Source organism: Salinarchaeum chitinilyticum, assembly GCF_055390775.1.
Window position 1 is genome coordinate 1,866,291 of the sequence record NZ_AP043888.1, and the last position, 15,472, is coordinate 1,881,762.

12 protein-coding genes are annotated in these 15,472 nt (G+C 67.7%); 8 read left to right on the forward strand and 4 right to left on the reverse strand.

Features of this window, described 5'->3' with window-relative positions:
• Window positions 1–13 precede the first annotated feature (13 nt).
• Both ACZ5KP_RS08990 and ACZ5KP_RS08995 read left to right on the forward strand, forming a co-directional pair.
• The gene (locus tag ACZ5KP_RS08990; RefSeq protein WP_464761900.1) at window positions 14–79 is read left to right on the forward strand and encodes a hypothetical protein; all 66 of its coding nucleotides are present in this window, start codon (window positions 14–16) and stop codon (window positions 77–79) included.
• Between the two features lie 148 nt (window positions 80–227).
• Entirely contained in the window at window positions 228–1,166 is a 939-nt protein-coding gene (locus ACZ5KP_RS08995) for an SDR family NAD(P)-dependent oxidoreductase (RefSeq protein ID WP_460922258.1), read from the forward strand.
• A 773-nt stretch (window positions 1,167–1,939) separates the two neighbouring features.
• Here ACZ5KP_RS08995 and ACZ5KP_RS09000 read toward each other — a convergent pair.
• Window positions 1,940–2,848, reverse strand: coding sequence for an acyl-CoA thioester hydrolase/BAAT C-terminal domain-containing protein (locus ACZ5KP_RS09000; protein ID WP_460922256.1), 909 nt, complete (start codon window positions 2,846–2,848; stop codon window positions 1,940–1,942).
• A 217-nt stretch (window positions 2,849–3,065) separates the two neighbouring features.
• Here ACZ5KP_RS09000 and ACZ5KP_RS09005 point away from each other — a divergent pair, with 217 nt between their 5' ends.
• From ACZ5KP_RS09005 to ACZ5KP_RS09025, 5 genes are all read left to right on the forward strand, one after another.
• Entirely contained in the window at window positions 3,066–4,133 is a 1,068-nt protein-coding gene (locus tag ACZ5KP_RS09005; protein WP_460922254.1) for an anthranilate phosphoribosyltransferase, read from the forward strand.
• A gap of 106 nt (window positions 4,134–4,239) precedes the next feature.
• Window positions 4,240–4,977, forward strand: coding sequence for a tetratricopeptide repeat protein (locus tag ACZ5KP_RS09010; protein WP_460922252.1), 738 nt, complete (start codon window positions 4,240–4,242; stop codon window positions 4,975–4,977).
• Window positions 4,974–5,267 carry a DUF424 domain-containing protein gene (locus ACZ5KP_RS09015; protein ID WP_460922250.1) on the forward strand — a complete coding sequence of 98 codons (294 nt, stop codon included), beginning with the start codon at window positions 4,974–4,976 and terminating at the stop codon, window positions 5,265–5,267. The genes ACZ5KP_RS09010 and ACZ5KP_RS09015 overlap by 4 nt, the downstream gene beginning before the upstream one ends.
• Window positions 5,268–5,489: 222 nt before the next feature.
• Window positions 5,490–6,461 (forward strand): cytochrome c oxidase subunit II, encoded by a 972-nt coding sequence (gene coxB, locus ACZ5KP_RS09020; protein ID WP_460923428.1) that lies wholly within the window; start codon window positions 5,490–5,492, stop codon window positions 6,459–6,461.
• Complete coding sequence (locus tag ACZ5KP_RS09025) at window positions 6,458–8,974, forward strand: cbb3-type cytochrome c oxidase subunit I (RefSeq protein ID WP_460922248.1); 2,517 nt, start codon at window positions 6,458–6,460, stop codon at window positions 8,972–8,974. Before coxB ends, ACZ5KP_RS09025 begins: the two co-directional genes overlap by 4 nt.
• 226 nt (window positions 8,975–9,200) lie before the next feature.
• Here ACZ5KP_RS09025 and leuS read toward each other — a convergent pair whose 3' ends face one another.
• The gene (gene leuS / locus ACZ5KP_RS09030) at window positions 9,201–11,981 is read right to left on the reverse strand and encodes a leucine--tRNA ligase (protein WP_460922246.1); all 2,781 of its coding nucleotides are present in this window, start codon (window positions 11,979–11,981) and stop codon (window positions 9,201–9,203) included.
• A gap of 387 nt (window positions 11,982–12,368) precedes the next feature.
• Here leuS and ACZ5KP_RS09035 point away from each other — a divergent pair, with 387 nt between their 5' ends.
• Entirely contained in the window at window positions 12,369–13,409 is a 1,041-nt protein-coding gene (locus ACZ5KP_RS09035) for a ferredoxin--NADP reductase (RefSeq protein ID WP_460922244.1), read from the forward strand.
• 92 nt (window positions 13,410–13,501) lie between these two features.
• On the opposite strand, the gene ACZ5KP_RS09040 is transcribed toward ACZ5KP_RS09035, so the two are convergent.
• Together ACZ5KP_RS09040 and ACZ5KP_RS09045 are read right to left on the reverse strand one after the other, a co-directional pair.
• Window positions 13,502–14,257 carry a hypothetical protein gene (locus ACZ5KP_RS09040; protein WP_460922242.1) on the reverse strand — a complete coding sequence of 252 codons (756 nt, stop codon included), beginning with the start codon at window positions 14,255–14,257 and terminating at the stop codon, window positions 13,502–13,504.
• A gap of 113 nt (window positions 14,258–14,370) precedes the next feature.
• Window positions 14,371–15,378, reverse strand: a complete 1,008-nt coding sequence (locus tag ACZ5KP_RS09045) for an ornithine cyclodeaminase family protein (protein ID WP_460922240.1) — start codon at window positions 15,376–15,378, stop codon at window positions 14,371–14,373.
• Window positions 15,379–15,472: the final 94 nt, after the last annotated feature.

Sequence of the window (15,472 nt, forward strand, 5' to 3'; positions counted from 1 at the left end):
GCTGATCCCCAGCATCGGCGCGGTCGTCGGTGGAGCGATCGGCTTCGTTGCGGTTTCCTACCTGCTGTACGGCCGGTAGCTGCCTTCGGCTCGCTCTCCGATCGGTAGCTGTCTCCGGGGCGTTCTCCGGCCGGTAGTATCGCCGCTTTAGGGAGTTCGCCACGCGGCGTGTTTCTCCCTGGTTCGCGTACGTCATTCCTATAGCGCTGGCGTCCGCAGGAACGGCCGTGACGGACTCAGCAGCGGCGACCGACGGTGCCGCCGACGGCGTGAACGCGCCGGGCGAGTCCACCGTCGTGCTGACCGGCGGGACCAGCGGTATCGGTCGCCACGCCGCACTCGAACTCGCGGATCGTGGAGCGACGGTCGCCGTCGTCGGCCGGGACGAGCAGGCAGGAAACGCTGTCGTCGACGAGGCAGCGGACGCACCGGGAGCGGTCCGGTTTCACCGCGCTGACCTCGCCGAGCAGGCGACCGTTCGAGACCTCGCCGCGGAGCTGCGCGCGAGCTACGACCGGCTCGACGTCCTCGCGCACAACGCCGGCCTGAGCGCCGGGACGCGGACGGAATCCCCCGACGGCATCGAGCTGACACTCGCCGTCAACCACCTCGCGCCCTACCTGCTGACCCACGAGCTGGCCGACCGGCTCCTCGACGGCGGCGGGCGCGTCGTCGTCACCGCGTCCGCCCTCGAATCCCAGGGCCACCTGGAGTTCGACGATCTCCAGTTCGAGTCGGGGTACGACACGCTTTCGGCGTACTCCCGCTCGAAGCTCGCGAACGTCGCGTTCACGATCGAGCTCGCCGAACGGTTCGAAGCGATCTCGGGTACCGACGCAGCCGGCTCGCCGCTCGTGACGGCGAACTGCTTCCATCCGGGGTTCGTGCCCGACACCGACCTCTGGCGCGACGCGAAGTTCCACGTCCGCGCGGCGGTCCGCCTCGCCGGGCTGCTACCGGGACTCGGCAGCACGGAGGCCGACGGCGGGGACCGGCTCGTCCAGCTGGCTGCCGATCCCGAGTTCGGCGAGCGGACGGGCTGTTACGTCAGCGGTGGCTCCGTTTCCGAGCCCTCCGCCGAAGCGCGGGATTCGACGATACGTGAGCGGCTCTGGGAGCGCAGCGCGGACCTGGTCGGCGTCGATCCCGACTGGCCGTCAGCGTGACTTCGTGATCGATCCGACTACTGGGTATTGCAAATCGCTGACCGCGGAGTGAGCTGGACGGCGAACCGCTTGGATACCGGGAGATCTGCGATCTCCCGACGTCGCGGGCGTGGCCCGCGACAGCCCCCTCCCGCTCGCGCCCGCTCACTCGCTGCGGTCCTTGCTTCCCGAGCAAACGCGAGCGGTCGGCCCCTTCCAGTCCCACCCGGTGAATTTTGGGAGAGTCTTCACTCCGGTGGATCGTCCAGCGGGGCGGAGCCGGCGGTCGATCTCCAGTGCTGAGCGCACCCGAACAACCGCCGCACATCACTCCTCGAACCGTTCCCAGGGAGGGACTCCGGAAGGGGCCGACCGCTCGTCGGTTTAGGCGATGCAAGCACCGCAGGCGAGCGGAGTTCTGTCGAGCGAAGTGAGACAGGGCTCGGAAGTCGCAGCCCGCACAGGAGCGTAGCGACGAGCAGGAACGTCTTCCGGTGCGAGCCGAGGAGCGTCGTTCGAAAGGCGCTCCGCGCCTTTCGTGATCACGAGAGAGCTTTGCTCTCTCGGACGACAGCGAGCGTACACCGTCGAGCGGGAGGGGGCTTCCGAAGGCGGTCGCGGTCCAACCGGTTCCCACGCTCCCATCTGATTTTCCTAGTAGTCGAAGCAATCAGAAATAGACGCGCCGAACAACGGCGAGAACCGATCTAATTGACGGTACCGTTCGATGACCGGCAAGTTCCGCACCCTGCCACTGGGCCTCACGGATCGTCACCTCCACGGAATGTCCAGTGTCATCGCTCCGAGCGCAACCCTTCGGAGAGGCACTGCAACGCCCCGTGCCAGGCGTCCGCTGCGGCGCTGGCGTTGGCTGCGTTCGTGCCGCCGTACTCGTGCGTTTCCGCGTGGGGAGCCTCCCCGTCGAACCGGTACGGGACCCGGATGGCGTGTCCTGCGTCGGAGTAGTGGCGGTGTTCCGTCGGCCAGTCGTGGTCGTGCGCTTCGAGACGTCTCAGTGCCCGATCTGCGAACTCTGTGGCGGGCCAGACGGTGTCCTCGCCGCCCGAGACCAGCAGTACCGGGCCGTCGATGTCCTCGACGGGGATCATTGCACGCTCTCGCTCCTGGGATGGGGCTCGCTCGACCGCCAGCGTGGCAGCGTCGGGTTCGCCGGTCAGTGGATCGCTCACCTCTCCCTCGTCGACGTGAGCGTCGACGTCGATGAACGGCAGCGGTTCGCCATCGAGCGTCCACGCGGCTTCGTGCGGATCGACGCCGTCCATCCAGGACGGCGCTGGCCAGGCGTAGCAGCTCGGCACGTACGCGACGACCGAGCCGACGGTCCCGAAGTGAGCGCCCGTAAGCAGGGCTGCTTCGCCGCCGCGGGAGAAGCCGGCGACGCCGACCCGTTCACCAGTGACGTCGTCCCGCTCGAGGAGCCAGCGCGCCGCCCGACCGAACCGTTCCAGTGAGATTTCACAGAGCGAATCGGGGACGCCGCACGCTCCGAAGTACTCGACGCACAGCGTCGTATACCCGTGCTCGGCGAGCAGTTCGGCGTAGTTCCGCTCGTACCCGCCTGCGCCACCGCCACCGTGGAGGACGAGGGCGCCTGGGCCTGGTTCGGCACCAAGTCCTGTGTAGAGGCGACCGGAGACGCGGTCGTCTCGAACCTGCTCCCCCTCGACGAACGTATCGCCCATACGTGGATTGTCGCTCGAGTGCTATTTCAAGCCCCACGAACGCGTCCAGCCACTGCCGCCAGTATTCGGGCCCAGAGTGTCCGGGACACGAACCTTCGTCGAACTCCTCGAGTGGAACGATCGAGGCCCCGAGCGTCCGAGAATCGAACACGTTCGTCCACTCGTTCGTGGGGGAGCGACGGGCCTTTGACGGCCACGCGCCAACCCACGAACAGACATGGCCCAGGCGACCAGCGAGTTCGGCGAGTGGCCCCTGAAGCGGCTGATGACGGCGGTCGTCGGCTCGGGACCGAAATCGGCCGACGACATGGACCGCGAGCAGGCCCGCGAGGCGTTCCAGCGCATCCTCGCCGGCGAGCCCGACCAGACCACCCTCGGCGCGTTCTGGCTCGCCAATCGATGGAAGCGAAACGTCCCCGAGGAGCTCGGCGCCTACGTCGACGTCATGCACGAGGAATGCGTCGAGACGGTCGCGCCCGAGTGCGATCCCGTCGACTGCGGCGCGAACTACGACGGCAAGGGCCGGAGCGCGATCCTCGGCGTCGCGGCGGGGATCGTCGCGGCCGGCGCGGGAACCCCCGTCGTCACCCACAGCGGCGATCGGGTTCCCACGCAGAAGCAGGACGCGTACAAGCACGTTCTCGACGAGCTGGGCGTCCGCACCGAACTCGACCCGCAGGGAAGTGCCGACATGACTGACGAGACTGGCTTCGGCTTCTACTACCAGCCGGCGTTCAACCCCGGCATCGACGCCCTGGCGGACCGGCGCGACCAGATGGGCGTTCGAACCTTCGTCAACACGATCGAGACGCTGGCCAACCCCGCCGAGGCCTCGGTCCACCTCGGCAGCTTCTACCACCTGGCGTTTGCGAAGAAGATCGTCGAGACTGCCCAGGAGAGCAAGCAGTGGTCTCCCGACCGCGTCGTGATGTTCCAGGGGATGGAGGGCTACGACGACATCCGGCCGGGCTACACGAAGGTCGCCGACTGGCAGGCCGGCGAGGCGCTCGACGACTTCGAGATCGAGACCGCGGAGTACGGGATGGACTTCGAGGAGGAGGACCTCGGCGTCGACGACGTGGCCGGCGAGTCCGCGGCGATCACGGAGGCCGTCGTCGCTGGCGAGCGCGAGGACCAGTTCGCGGACGCCGTCGCGCTCAACGCAGCGTTCAGGATCTACGCCGGTGGGGACGCCGATTCGCTGGAAGCGGGACTCGAGGACGCTCGCGCGGCCATCGACGACGGCAGCGCCGAGGCCGTGCTGGCAGCGCTGCGGGCATTTTGAGTTTCGGGCCGACCGGATTCCCCCGGCCCGGTTCGCGTAGCCGTCTCCTGTCCGTCCTCGTCCCGGTGACGCAGGCCTTAACATCGCTGGACGCCAATTCCGTGCAATGACAGATCCAGAGGATCACGAGTACTCGGAGGGGCAGGGGCTTCCGGAGTCGCCGGAAGGGTTCGACCTCGACCCGCCGGAGCTCGCCGTCGATCCCGACCAGGTCGACCCCGTGGACTCGCGGGTCGTCGCCGACCAGATCGACGATCGCCAGATCGCCAGCGAGAACGTCGAGGCCGAGGAGCTGCTGGAGGTCGGGCTGAACTACATCGGGATCAACCGCTACGAGGAGGCCACGGAGACGTTCGAACGGGCCGCTCGCTACGCCGATCGCGAGGACGTCGAACAGGAGGCCTGGACGAACAAGGGCGTCGCCCACGCCGAACTCGAGGAGTACGACGCCGCGATCGGCGCCTACCGCGAGGCCCTGTCGATCGACGGTACGAGCGATCACGAGGCCTCCGCCGAGACGAACCTCGCGTACGCGCTCTGGGAGGCCGGCCAGACCGCCCAGGCGCTGGAGCACGCCGAACGTGCCGTCGAGGCTGACGAGCGCTTCGCCCGCGGCTGGTACAATCGTGGCTTCTTCCTGCTCGAGCGTGGGCTCGCCGAGGACGCTCTCGATGCCTTCGAGAACGCCCAGCGGCTCGGGATGCGGACGCCGGAGCTGCTCGAGGAGAAGGCTCGCGCCCACGAGGAGATCGGGGAGTACGACCGCGCCGAAGAGGTCGCCGACGAGGCCCAGGAGCTCCGCGAACAGGCCGAGGCCGAGATGGTCGATCGGCACACCGAATGATCTGTAGCGAACGCTCGACGGACGAGGGGCTACTCGTCGCGATCTGCGACGACGAAGTGCTCGGCGAGTCCTTCGAAGAGGGCGAGATATCGCTGACGGTCACCGAGGAGTTCTACGGCGGCGAGACGGTCGACGAAGCGTCCGCGCTGGCGAGCCTGCGCCGCGCCACCGTCGCGAACCTCGTCGGCGAGCGCGCCGTCGGCATGGCGATCGAGGCGGGGATCGTCGACGAGGAGAACGTCCTCGAGGTCGACGGCACGCGGCACGCGCAGGTGCTCTCGCTCCGGTGACTGCCCCGGGCGACCCGCCAGGGCGCCAGTAGACCCCACTGCCGAACCGGTTCGCCCCCCGTATACCGGGGGACGCTGGACGGGTGAGCGCCCGCGCGCCATGCGCGTAACTCCAAACGTTCAAGGTCGTGAGCCCGAAACCCTCGGGAAGACGTGGCACCAGACATCGCACATCCGGCTGCCGCCGTAGACCTGCTCCTCCAGAGCGGGGGGTACGACGGCATGACGCGGGTCGACGTCTTCTCGCAGATCTACCTGGTCTTCCTCGTTCTCGGGACGATCGTCGGCACCGTCGTCGTCACGTACACTCTCTACAAGGTGTACAAGTATCGAGCCGGCAACGATCACGAATACGACGTCGGACGACCACAGCTCGGCGAGCTCCCGACGGGGGCGGACAAGGGTGGTCGGAAACTCTTCCTCTCCTTCACCCTCTCGGCGATCATCGTCATCTCGCTGATCGCGTGGACCTACGGGCTCTTGCTCTACGTCGAGACGGGAGGCGCCGAAGTCCCCGAAAACGGCGTCGAAATCGACGTCGTCGGGGACAACTTCGCCTGGGAGTACGAGTACACTGACGGGGACACGCTCCCCCGCGACCAGCTCAACGACTCCGTCGAGATGATGGGCCAGGAGGCGACAGCCGAGGCGTTGGCGGAGGCGCGATCGAACGACAGCCTCTCCTATTCGGCGGCGCTGGCCGCACGGATGGACGCCGCATCGAACGAGAGCGTCACCGAGAGTGACGTCGTGACGAACTACGAGACGGTCTCGACGATGCGCGTGCCGATCGCCAGGGAGATCCACATCGACACGACCTCAGGCGACGTCTGGCACAACTTCGGGATCCCGGAGTTCCGGGTCAAGTCCGACGCCATCCCCGACGAAACCTCCGAGACGTGGTTCGTGGCCGACGAGACGGGCGAGTTCGACATCGCCTGCTACGAGCTGTGTGGCTCCGGCCACTCCGGCATGACGGGCACCGTGATCGCAATGGACAACGAATCGTACGAGAACTGGTACGAGGGACAGGTGATCGAAATCGACGCAGCCATCGAAGCGCTCGAGGCGGGCACGTACGGCCAGAGTACCGTCACCGACGGGGCGAACGGGTCGGACTCGACGGGCAACGCCTCGGCGAGCACCAACGCGAGTGCTGCGACCGCCGGTAGCGCCGGAGGTGTCGGCGCATGACCGAGGCAGCTCACGGCGGTGACCACGACGACGGCGGGCACCTGCCGCCGAAATCCTCCATCAAGCGCTGGCTGGTCACGACCAACCACAAGGACATCGGCATCCTCTACATCCTCACCGCCCTCTTCTTCCTCGTCGCCGGTGGGACCCTCGCGCTCCTCATCCGGGTGCAGCTCTGGAGCTCCGGCGGGACGATCCTCAGCGCCGTCGACTACAACCAGGCGGTGACGCTCCACGGTCTGTTGATGGTCTTCTGGTTCCTCTCGCCGATCGGCTTCGGCTTCGCGAACTACTTCGTCCCGCTCCAGATCGGGGCCAAGGACCTGGCCTTCCCCCGGCTCAACGCGCTGAGCTACTGGCTCTACCTGGCGTCCGGGCTGGTCGTGTTCGCGTCATTCTTCCAGGGCGGTGCGTTCTCCGGCGGCTGGACGATGTACGCGCCGTTGAACATGCCGATCAACACGCCGACGATCGGCGGGACCGCGACGATTCTCGGTCTCATGCTCTTCATCATTTCGACGACGGTCAGTACGATCAACTTCCTGACCAGCATCCACCGCGGTCGGGCCGAGGGCATGGGCCTCTGGAACCTCCCGATGTTCACCTGGTCGATCCTGCTGACGGTCTGGATGATGCTCTTCGCGTTCGCGGCGCTGCTGGCCGCACTGCTCCTCCTGGCCTACGATCGCATCATCGCCTACGGGATCGGTGGCGCCGACGCGATCCACTACTTCGGCCCGGAGGCGAGTGGCTCCCTGCTCTGGGCACACCTGTTCTGGTTCTTCGGTCACCCCGAGGTGTACATCGTCTTCTTCCCCGCGCTGGGCATCATGTTCGAGGTGTTCCAGACGTTCACCGGCCGCCGCATCGTGGGCCGGAAGTGGGTCATTCTGGCGATGGTGCTGGTCGCGGTCCAGTCGTTCCTCGTCTGGATGCACCACATGTTCCTCTCCGCGATCAACCTCGAGATCAAGACGCTGATGATGGCGACGACCATCGGGATCAGCCTGCCGTTCGACCTGATGGTCTTCTCGATGATCTACACGACGGTGAAGGGGAAGGTGCGCTTCGCGACGCCGTTCCTGTTCGTGCTGGGCGCGCTCCTCCTGTTCATCCTCGGTGGGATCACCGGCGTCTTCCTCGGCGCGGTCGTGCTCGACTACGAGTTCCGCGGCACCTACTGGGTCGTCGCGCACTTCCACTACGTGATGGTCTCCGGGGTCACCGCGCTGGTCGGCGGCATCTACTACTGGTGGCCGAAGATGACGGGGAAGATGTACTCGGAGTATCTCGGAAAACTCCACTTCGCGACGTACTTCATCGGGTTCAACCTGCTCTACCTCCCGATGTTCTTCGCCTGGGAGACGCCACGCCGCGTGTTCAACTACGGCGGCTCGCACACGATCTGGCACCAGCTAGCGACGGTGGGCGCGTTCGTGTTCGCCTTCTCGTTCGTCATCATGTTCTACACGCTCGCGCGGAGCTATCTCCACGGCGCTGACGCCCCCGCCAACCCCTGGGAGTACTCCCAGACCGCCGAGTGGGCCGTCGACTCCCCACCGACACTCGAGAACTGGGACGGGCGCGTGAGCTACGCGAGCGGGTCGCTGGAGTTCGTCTCGACGGACACCGGTGCAGGTGATGGCGGGGCGGCAGCCGCCGACGGCGGCACCGCTGCGACGGACGGCGGTTCGATGGTCGCGAGCCAGACCGACGCCATCGAGCCCCACTCCGACGACCACGAGGACGTCCATCCCGACCACGCGAGCATCTGGCCGGCGGCGATCGGGCTCGGGATGTTCGTGCTGTTCCTCGGGCTCTCGGGGCTCACCACGGGCGGTCCGATGTACACCGCGGTCACGGGCGTCGGGCTCCTCCTCTTCCTCGGCGCCTGTCTCGGCTTCGGGCTGGAGGAGTTCAACGCGCCCGAGCCGGCGGTCGCCGAGCGCTGGCCGTTCGAAGGCGTCGGGAAGAACAAGCTCGGGATGTGGTTCTTCCTCGCCTCCGACGTCGTCGTCTTCGGCGCCGTCATCGGCGCCTACATCTTCAGCCGGATCGCGTACGGCTGGTCGGAGTGGGCCCACGGCGAGGTCGTCCCGCCGTTCCTCTGGCCAGGGATGGTCAACACCCTCGTCCTGCTGACCTCCAGCTTCACGGTCGTGCTGGCGATGGTCTACGCCGAACGTGGTAGCAAGCGTGGCCTCGTCGCCTCGCTGGGAACGACGATCCTGCTCGGGTTCGTGTTCCTCGGCATCAAGGCCTGGGAGTGGTCCTACGAGTTCAGCCACGGGATCTACCCGTGGACGGACATCTGGTACACGTCCTACTTCGTGACCACCGGCCTCCACGGGCTGCACGTCATCCTGGGGATGGCGGTCGCCATCTTCATGCTCTGGCGGGCGACGAACGGCGCCTATCTCGAGGACGACGAGCCGGTCGAGCTGTTCGGGCTCTACTGGCACTTCGTCGACATCGTGTGGGTGTTCCTGTTCCCGATGTTCTACCTGATGTAGGGCGTCGGGATTCGATTTCTCGCCGTTGCAGTTTTCTTCGAGGCCGACGTCTCCGAGTTCTCACACCGAGCGGGAGCACCGTTCGTGACGCTGACGTGAGTGAGAGAAACGAGCCGACGGTCCAGTCAGTTCGACGCTCGACTCATTTCACGGGGCACCTGCGTTACGAAGGCGTCGCTCACGGACGGTCGAAAGAGAACGAAACCGCCGCGCCCGCATCGCGGCGCTACTCCTCGATATGAATGGCGGGACGTCCCGGTTCGGCCTTGCTCGCGAGATCGTCGTCGGCGTCCTCGGCGCGCAGGATCCGCACCTCGGCCCCGAACTCGTCCCGGAGCAGCCACGCCGCTCGCTCGAGCGCTGCACGTTCGTCCTCGGGCGAGAGCTGGTCGTCGAGGGCCTCAGCTTCGCTTGCCAGGTCCTTCGCGAAGTCCGCGGCCTCGTTCCCGCGCTGGCGGAGCTCCTCGTCGCCCATGACGGTGCCGACGACGTCGCCGTCGGCGTTCCTGGCGATCTCGAGTGCGCGATGCTTCCACGCCGGGGCGACGGCGACGTCGATCGTCTGTGGATCGTCGATGTCGGCGACGTCGACGATGTCCCGGACGTCCTCTCGGGTGCTCTCGACGAGCCGCTGGGCGATATCGTAGTCTTCTGGCGGCTCGGCCTCGGGCCACTCGGCCTCGGCGAGGAGGCCGTCGCGGTCGAGCAGGTCCCAGATCTCCTCGGCGACGTGGGGTGCGACCGGACCGAGGATCCGCGCCACGACGTCGACGCCGCGCTCGAGTGGTGCGCTGGCCGCGTCGTCGCGGTCGGCGTACCGGCGGAGCAGGGAGACCAGTTCGCGCGTGGACTGCAGCGCGTGGTTGAACCGGAACGCCCCGTACTCCTCGGTGGCGACGGCGGCGGTCGCGTCGATCTCGCGGTCGACGTAGTCCGCGACACCGTCGGAGCTCCGCTCCGACGAGCCTCCGCTCGCTTCGCTCGCGGAGACGTCCCCAGCCTCCGCGTCGAATTCGTCGCCGTCCGCCACCCGCGTCGCCAGCTCGTAGACGCCCTGGAGGAACTGGTGGGCGGATGCGACGCCCTCGGGGCTCCAGGCGAACTCCTTCTCGGGCTGGGCGGCCTCCATGATGAACAGTCGGGCGGTGTCGGCGCCGTACTCGTCCACGATCCGCTGGGGCGAGACGCCGTTGTCCCGGCTCTTGGACATCTTGTTGCCGTCCTCGCCGAGCACCATCCCCTGGTTCGTCAGGTTCTGGAACGGCTCGCGCGTCCCATCGATCAGGTCGACGTCGTCGAGCACCTTCGTGAAGAAGCGGGCGTAGAGCAGATGCATGACGGCGTGCTCGATCCCGCCGACGTACTGGTCGACGGGCATCCAGTCGCTGGCTCGCTCGGAGTCGAACGGCGCGTCCGACAGGTCCGGCGAGCAGTAGCGCAGGAAGTACCACGAGGAGTCGACGAAGGTGTCCATCGTGTCCGTCTCGCGGACGGCGTCACCGCCACAGTCGGGACATTGGACGTGCTTCCAGTCCTCGGCGGCGTCGAGGGGGTTCCCGGTCGTGTGGACGAACTCGGGGAGCTCGACGGGGAGGTCGTCCTCGGGCACCGGAACGTAGCCGCAGTCGGGACAGTCGATCATCGGGATCGGCGTGCCCCAGTAGCGCTGCCGCGAGATCAGCCAGTCCCGCAGTCGGTACTCCACCCGGTGCTCGCCGTCGAAGACGTCGACGAACTGCTCGCGGGCCGCAGCGCTCTCGAGGCCGTCGTACTCGCCGGAGTTGACGAGCACCCCGTCCTCGGGATACGCAGCCTTCTGGACGTCGATCTCGTCGGGATCGGCCGCCGCGTCCTCGCTCGGCTCGACGACCTGTTGGATCGGGACGTCGTGCTCTTTCGCGAACGCGTGGTCGCGCTCGTCGTGGGCCGGCACGGCGTAGAGCGCGCCGGTGCCGACGTCCTCGAGGACGTAGTCGGCGACGTAGACGGGGATCTCCTCGCCCGTCGCGGGGTTCTTCGCGTACTCGCCGGTGAACACACCGGAGGTCTCAGGGAGGTCCTCGTCGTCGCCAGCAGCCTCGGCGCGCTCGACGTACTCGGCGACCTCGGGGTACTCCTCCGGGGCGTCGGCCATCCGCTGGGCGACCTCGTGGCCGGGGCTCATCGCGAAGAAGGTCGCGCCGTGGATCGTGTCCAGGCGGGTGGTGAAGATCTCGACCGCATCGCCGGTGGAGAGGTCGAACTCGACGGAGTCGCCCTCCTGGCGCCCGATCCAGTTGCGCTGCATCTCCCGGACGTTCGCCGGCCAACCGTCGAGCTCGTCGAGCTCTTCGAGCAGCTCGTCGGCGTAGTCCGTGATCGTGAACACCCACTGGTCGAGCTCGCGCGTCTCGACGACGGAGTCACAGCGCCAGCAGATCCCCTCGCCGGCGACGCCGCCGTCGCCGCTGCCGGCCTCGCCGTCGGGCGTCTCGACCTGCTCGTCGGCGAGGACGGTCTCACACGAGGGACACCAGTTGATCTCCTCGGCGCGGCGATCGACCAGCCCCTCCTCGCGGAACCGCTGGAAGAGCCACTGGTTCCACTGGTAGTACTCCGGCTCGCACGTGGTGATCTCGCGCTCCCAGTCGTAGCCAAAGCCCATCGCACCGAGCTGGTCCTTCATCGAGTCGATGCACTGCATCGTCCACTCGCGGGGGTTGGTGTCTCGCTCCTCGGCGGCGTTCTCTGCGGGCAGGCCGAAGGAGTCCCAGCCCATCGGGTGGAGGACGCTCTCCCCGCGCAGGCGCTCGAAGCGAGCGTAGGCGTCCGTGATGGTGTAGTTCCGCACGTGGCCCATGTGGAGGCTCCCCGACGTGTAGGGGAACATCGCCAGCACGTACTCGGGGTCGGTCTCCTCGTCCTCGATACGGAACACGTCCGCTTCGTCCCAGGCCGCCTGCCAGGCAGGTTCGATCTCCGCGTGGTCGAACCGGCGCTCCTGTGGCTCCGGCTCTCCGGTGGTCATGGGTTCGTCTCCGGGTTCGGCGGTGCTATAGCTTTTCATTCTCTGAGACGGCGTGGCGTGGGTCTGGAGATCCCCGATCGACAGCGAACGCGACAGCTACCGCCCACGGAAGCCCCTCCCGCTCGACCGCCGTCGGAGCAAGCTCCGACGAGGTTTCGCTCGCTTGCGCTCGCGAAACCGTCCGCGACTCGCTGCGCTCCTCGCCCTCCGGGCTGCGGTGCTTGCCTCGTCGGGGACGGGTCGACCGGTCGGCCCCTTCCGGAGCCCCGAGCGCCCTGGGGCTTTCGGGGGTCCCTGCCGCCACGCCCCTCTCTGACGCGAATCTCGATCCTCCATTCCTCGGTCACCGGTACGCCTTTCCGGTCACACCTCCCCGTACAATCCAACATGGACGCCGACGTCGTCGAGCACGCGTCCCAGCACGACGCGATCGGGGAGCTCCCGCTGATCACGGAGTCCGCCCGGGTAGCCCACGTCACCAAGATGGATCAGGACCGGCGCCCCGAAGTCACCGACGCCATCGTCCGGTGGCTGGAGGGCCACGGCCTGCTCGATCGCTACGGGCCGGTCGAAAACGTCGAGGACTGGACCGCGCTCCACCGTCGCCTGGCCGACGACGGCCACCCGACGGTCGCGCGGCGGATCGCGACGCTCGCCGAGCGCTACGACCGGCCGAAACCGATGTTGACCCGCGTCAAACTGGAGACCGAGGAGGAGGTCGACTTCCTCGCGGGCCAGTACGTCGGGCTCAGGTACGACGGAACCTCCCGGGCGTACTCCCTGGCGTCCTCGCCGACCCGCGAGGACCTCGAAATCTGCGTGCGGCGCGTCGCGGGCGGGCGGCTCTCGCCGCGGATCTGCGACGACCTCGACGTCGGCGACGAGGTAACCGTCCGCGGGCCCTACGGCGACCTGGTGCTCCAGGAGCGCTCTGCCCGGGACATGGTCTTCCTCGCGACCGGGACCGGCGTCGCGCCCTTCAAGAGCATGATCGACTACGTCGTCGAGACCGGCCGTGACGAGTACGAGGGCGAGCGCCGGGACGTGTGGCTGTTCCTCGGCGCAGCCTGGAAGGACGATCTGCCGTACAGGGACGCATTCCGGAGCCTCCACCAGCGCCGCGAGAACTTCCACTTCGTCCCCTGTCTGAGCCGGGAGCCGACGCTCTCCGACTGGGAGGGTGAAACCGACTACGTCCAGCACGCCCTCCTCAAGCACACCGATGCCACGACGGTCGCGGCCGGGATCGGCGAACGCCTCGAGCGATGGCTCGCGAAGGAACCACAGTCCGGGGTTTCGGCCCGGCTGGACCCGACGAACGTCGACGTCTACGCCTGCGGGATCAACGCGATGGTCTACAGCCTCGTGCGAGCGGCCGAACGCCTGGGCGTGCCCGCGACGCGGATCGAGTCCGAGGGGTTCGGGTAGCGTTCCCGGGTGCTGTGGGCGGGGATCCCTGTGACGAGAAGCGACCGATCCGCCGTCGCGGCGTGCAGGACTGGCGTCGGAGTGCCAATGGCTCACCCGCCTGCCAGGAATCGGAGGAGACCGCCGCCGATCACGGCGATCCCGCCGACCATCAGCACCCAGGCCGCGCCCAGTGCCACTGGCCCCGAGCCGAACGCCACCAGGATCACGACCGGAATGCCGAGCAGCAGCAGTGCCGTCGCCACGAGCCTGGTGCGCGGTCCCGGCGTGTTCGCGTCACTGGCGCTCTCGATCTCGGTCCGATCCGCGCCGTCGGCTCCGTCGCCGAACAGCCCGACCTCGGAGCCGACCACCGGAACGCCAGTTGACCGGATGGCCTTCGTGACGGCGGGGAGATCGGTCGCCGGCGCCACGAACCGCGACGCAGTCATCAGCGAGGCTTCGGACCAGATCGTGACGAGCCCGACCCGGCCCAGCCGCTGGATCGCGACGGCCTCGACCGCCTCGAGATCGTGGACGTCGGCCTTTCGACCGTCGATGCCCGAGGGTCGCTCGATGCTGACCGTGCCCGCAGCCGGATCGACGGTCGTTCGCTTGCGGTTGTAGCCACCGCCATTCGCCCAGAACACGAACGCGAGGAACAGCACGATCTGCACGCCGATCACAGGCGGAACGGGCAGGAGGAGGATACCGACCAGCAACGCCACCGGAACGGCAACGACGAGTCCCGCCCAGAGTGCGGTGCCGATCGACAGCACACCGAGCGCGATCCGAACTGGAGCGGCCCGCAGCCCGTGAAGCTCCGATTCGACGGTCACGGCGTGGGTTTGATCGACGCCCGTCGACATGCAACGAACTCCCGAAGCGTGGCATACAGTCGTTTCGGACCTGCGCGGGGCGCAGGCGGACGTCGGATCTCTGCGGCGGACGGTCCCCCCCGAAACCGAGAGGGAGCGGTCGATCAGTCCAGCCCCAGCAGGTCGAACTCGGTGCCCTCCCCGTCTGCCCTCGCTCGCTCGTACACCACGTGCGCCGCGGCCACGTCCTGGATCGCCAGCCCCGTCGAGTCGAAGAGGGTGATCCCGTCCTCGGCGGTCCGGCCCTCGATCCGTCCGGTGACGATTGCGCCGAGTTCGCCGTAGAGGTCCGCCTCGCCGAACACCCCGCTCGCCCAGGGGACGTTGATCTCGCCGGAGTGGGTGCACTGCTCGTAGTCGTCGATGACGACCTTCGCGTCGAGCAGCGTCTGGGCCTCGTGCTCCTGTTTCCCTTCGGCGTCGGCACCGATCGCGTTGACGTGGGTGTGCTCGCCGAGCGCGTCACGCGGGACGATCGGCTCCCGGACCGGCGTCACCGTCGAGAGCACGTCACAGCCGGCGGCTTCCTCGATGGAGCCGCTGCGGACGTCGAACCGGTCGCCGAAGGCCTCGACGAACGCCTCGATCCGCGCGTCGTCCAGGTCCGACACCACGACCGTCTCGATCGGTCGCACCTCGGCGATGGCTTCGAGCTGTGAGTAGGACTGGACGCCCGCCCCGACGATCCCGAGGCTTGTCGCGTTCTCGATCGCGAGGTGATCCGTCGCGACCGCCGCGGCCGCGCCCGTGCGCTGGAGGGTCAGCTCCGTGCCGTCCATGATCGACAGCGGGAACGCCGTCTCGGGGTCCGAGTAGATCAGCGTGCCCATGACGGTCGGCAGATCGTGGTCGGCCGGATTGTCGGGGTGGACGTTGACCCACTTGACCGCCGCGGCGTCCCAGTCTTCGGCCGTCGCGGATCCCGATACGTCCAGGTACGCGGGCATCGAGCGGAAGTCGCCGTTGTACTGTTCGAGTTCGATGTAGGACTTCGCGGGCATCTGGACGTCGCCGCGGTCGTCGGCCGCGAATGCCTCCTCCACCGCGGGAATCACGTCCGGCATCTGCGCGTTGGCCGCGACGGCGTCGCTATCCAGTAGGAGCGTCTGCATGCGTTGGGGTCAGCAGGCGAGCGGTATAGTGGTTCGCCCGCGCGGCGGGCACGTTCGTGACGGTAGCCCCGCGTCAGTGGGCAGGTCTGTCGAC